The organism is Clavibacter sp. MX14-G9D (assembly GCF_032917815.1).
GTDB classification, from domain to species: Bacteria; Actinomycetota; Actinomycetes; order Actinomycetales; family Microbacteriaceae; genus Clavibacter; species Clavibacter michiganensis_K.
On sequence record NZ_JAVCVL010000226.1, the window covers coordinates 1 to 4186 of the forward strand.

The following is a 4186-nucleotide window of genomic DNA, read 5'->3' on the forward strand; positions in this document are numbered from 1 at the left end:
AGCCCGCGCCCACGGGAACCCCATCCGGATTCGCCTAGGCTGAGCCGTCGCGGCTCCCGCCCGCCGCGAACAGCGGCCGTGAGCCGCCGCAGAACCCCGACGCGCGGCCGCATCCCGGCCCGTCGCGCGCCCCGACCGCGAGGATCCCGGATGAGCCTGTTCGCCCAGCACGCCCCGCGCGCACCCCGGCCCCCGCGCCGCCGCCGGGTCGGCCGCGTGCTCGCCGGCGCCGGCGCCGTGCTCGCCCTCGCGCTCGGCCTGCTGCCCTCGCCGTACGTCATCGAGCAGCCGGGCCCCGTGTTCGACACGCTCGGCACGAGCGACCACGAGGGCACGGAGCGTCCCCTCATCTCCATCCCGGACCGCACCACCTACCCGACCGACGGGCGCCTCGACATGCTCACCGTGAGCGTCGTCGGCAACCCCGCCCAGCGCCCCGACTGGTTCCAGGTGGTCTCCGCGTGGCTCGACCCGAGCCGCAGCGTCGTGCCGATGGAGGCGGTGTTCCCCGCCGACCAGACGGCCGAGGAGCGCGACGCCCAGAACCAGGTCCAGATGACGGACTCGCAGCAGGACGCGGTCGCCGCGGCCCTCACGGAGCTCGGCATCGACGTGCCGCGGACCCTGCAGGTGCAGAGCATCCTCGACGGCTCCCCGGCGGCGGGCCCCCTGCGGACGGGCGACGCCATCCGCACCGTCGACGGCGCCGACGTGGTCGACCTCGCCGACCTGCAGGCCCGCGTCGCCGCGGCGGGCACGACCACGGCGCTGTCCTTCGGGATCACGCGCGACGGCCAGGACAGCACCGTCGAGGTGACGCCCGCGGAGCGCGACGGCCGTCCGGTCATCGGGATCGTCACCTCCACGGCGTACGAGTTCCCGTTCGAGGTCGACATCCAGCTCGACGACGTCGGGGGGCCGAGCGCGGGGATGATGTTCGCGCTCGGGATCATGGACAAGCTCGAGGAGGGCTCGCTCACCGGCGGGAGGGCCTTCGCGGGTACGGGCACGATCGACGCGGCGGGCACCGTCGGGCCCATCGGCGGGATCCGGCAGAAGCTCTTCGGCGCGGAGCGCGCAGGGGCCGAGTACTTCCTCGCTCCGGCGGAGAACTGCGACGAGGTCCGCGGGCACGTCCCGGACGGGCTGCGCGTCTTCTCCGTCGCGACGCTCGACGACTCGCTGGCCGCGCTCGACGCCGTCTCCTCGGGCGGCGACCTGGACGCGCTGCCCACCTGCTGACGACGGCCGGGCCGGCCGGGAGAGGGTCCGGAGCGGCCCCGATCGAGAGGGCCCCCTTACCAGATCGGGACCCCTGATCGCTCGCAGGTTCCTGGCAAGGGCCCCGCCTAGGATGAGGGCTCCGCTGTCCCCGACTCTGAGGCACACACGTGACAAGCACATCCGCCCGGCCCTCCAGACGGAGCCGAGCCCCTCTCGCCATCACCGCGGCCATCATCGCCGCCCTCGTGATCGCGTTCTTCATCTTCGCCGGCTTCTACGCCGACGTCCTCTGGTACGACCAGCTGGGCTACCTGGGAGTGCTGCTCACGCAGTGGGGCGCGGGCATCGCGCTGTTCCTCGTCGGGTTCCTCGCCATGGCGGTCCCGGTGTTCGTCAGCATCCAGGTGGCGTACCGCTCCCGGCCGGTCTACGCGAAGCTCAACTCGCAGCTCGACCGCTACCAGCAGGTCGTCGAGCCGCTGCGCCGCCTCGCGATGTTCGCGATCCCGGCCGTCTTCGGCCTCTTCGCCGGCGTCTCGGCATCGAGCGGCTGGCAGCGCACGCTGCTGTGGCTGAACCGCACGCCCGCCGGCACGACCGACCCGCAGTTCGGCCTCGACGTGTCGTTCTACATGTTCGAGCTGCCCTTCTACCACGCGGTCGTCGGCTTCGCCTCGGCCGTCGTCATCATCTCGATGCTCGGCGTGCTCGCCACCAGCTACCTCTACGGCGCCGTGCGGTTCACGGGCCGCGAGGTGCGCATCTCGAAGAGCTCGCGCATCCAGATCGCCATCACGGCGGGCGTCTACTTCCTGCTGCAGGGCGTGAGCATCTGGCTCGACCAGTACTCCTCCGTCGTCAACCAGGCGAACGGGCAGCTCATCACGGGCGCCGCGTACTCCGACGTGAACGCGGTCATCCCGGGTCGCGCGATCCTCGCCGGCATCGCCGCCGTCGTCGCGCTGCTGTTCATCGTCACGGCGGTCATCGGCCGCTGGCGCCTGCCGATCATCGGCACCGCCGGCCTCATCGTCAGCAGCATCCTCATCGGCACGGCCTACCCGGCCGTCGTCCAGCGCTTCCAGGTGGAGCCGAACGAGCGGGCCTACGAGGCGCCGTTCCTCGAGCGCAACATCGAGGCGACCCGCGCGGCGTACGGCCTCGCGGACATCGAGGAGATCCCCTACGACGCCACGACGGACACCACGCCCGGCGCGCTCCGCGAGGATGCCGCGACCACGGCCAACATCCGCATCCTCGACCCCGCGGTCGTGGGCGACGCGTTCAGCCAGCTGCAGCAGTTCCGGCAGTACTACCAGTTCGGCGACAACCTCGACGTCGACCGGTACGACATCGACGGCCGCGTGCAGGACACGGTGGTCGCGGTGCGCGAGCTGAGCCCCACCAACACCGGCACCTCGTGGGTCAACCAGCACCTCGTGTACACGCACGGCTACTCGCTGGTCGCCGCGTACGGCACGCAGCGCACGAGCGACGGCCAGCCGGTCTTCCTCGAGTCCGGCATCCCGGCCTCGGGCGACCTCGGCGACTTCGAGCCCCGCGTGTACTTCGGCGAGAACTCGCCCGACTACTCCATCGTCGGCGGCCCCGAGTCCGGCGACAAGGTCGAGCTCGACTACCCGTCCGGCGAGGACGGCGCGGACGAGACGTACACGACGTTCCAGGGGAACGGCGGCCCGAAGGTCGACAACGTGTTCAAGCGCCTCATCTACGCGCTCAAGTTCCAGTCGGAGCAGATCTTCCTCGCGAGCCAGGTCAACGACCAGTCGCAGATCCTGTACGACCGCGACCCGGCGCAGCGCGTCGGCAAGGTGGCGCCGTACCTGACCATCGACAAGGACCCGTACCCCAGCGTGGTCGACGGCCGCGTCGTCTGGATCGTGGACGGCTACACCACGAGCGACCAGTACCCGTACTCGGAGCGTCAGGACATGAGCCGCCTGATCGCGGACTCGCAGCAGACGCAGCCGCTCGTCCCGACGGACCGGATCAACTACATCCGCAACTCGGTGAAGGCGACGGTCGACGCGTACGACGGCAAGGTCACGCTCTACGCGTGGGACACCGAGGACCCGATCCTCAAGACCTGGCAGAAGGTGTTCCCCTCGACCCTCCAGCCGATCTCGGACATCTCGGGCGAGCTCATGAGCCACCTGCGCTTCCCGGCCGACATGTTCAAGGTGCAGCGCGCGGTCCTCGGCAAGTACCACGTGACCGACCCGGGCTCGATCTACTCGAACCAGGACCTCTGGACCACGCCGAACGACCCGACCGCGACCACGGACCCGGGCACGTCGGCGAGCCTCCAGCCGCCGTACTACCTGACCATGCAGATGCCGGGCCAGGACGAGCCGAAGTTCTCGCTGTACACGACCTTCATCCCGCCGGCCACGCAGGACACCGCCCGGAGCGTGCTCACGGGCTACCTCGGGGTCGACTCGGACGCGGGCAGCACGGCGGGCGAGAAGGCGCCGGACTACGGGAAGCTGCGACTGCTGACGCTGCCGAACGACGACACCATCCCGGCGCCCACGCAGATCCAGAACAACTTCAACTCCGACACGAACGTGGCGAACCAGCTCAACCTGCTGGAGCGCGGCGGCCGCACCTCCGTGGTGCGCGGCAACCTGCTGACCCTCCCGGTCGGCGGCGGCCTGCTGTACGTGCAGCCCGTGTACGTCCGCTCCACGGGCGACACGAGCTACCCCCTGCTCCGCAAGGTGCTGGTGGCGTTCGGCGACAAGATCGCGTTCGAGGACACGCTGGACGCGGCCCTCGACAGCATCTTCGAGGGCGACTCGGGCGCCACCGCCGGTGACGAGGGCGTGCCCACCACGCCCGTCACCGACGACGGCACCGGGACCGACGACGGATCGACCGACGGCGACACGGGCTCGACCCCGACGCCCACGCCGGCCCCGACGACGCCCGCCGCGACGGC

General features: G+C 71.0%; 2 protein-coding genes. Both read left to right on the forward strand.

What is annotated here, in order from left to right; genetic code table 11:
* Positions 1-150: 150 nt before the first annotated feature.
* Positions 151-1242, forward strand: a complete 1092-nt coding sequence (locus tag Q6969_RS13560; protein WP_317230912.1) for a S16 family serine protease — start codon at positions 151-153, stop codon at positions 1240-1242.
* A 149-nt stretch (positions 1243-1391) separates the two neighbouring features.
* Positions 1392-4186: UPF0182 family protein (locus Q6969_RS13565; protein ID WP_317230913.1), on the forward strand; the 2795-nt coding region annotated here is incomplete at its 3' end.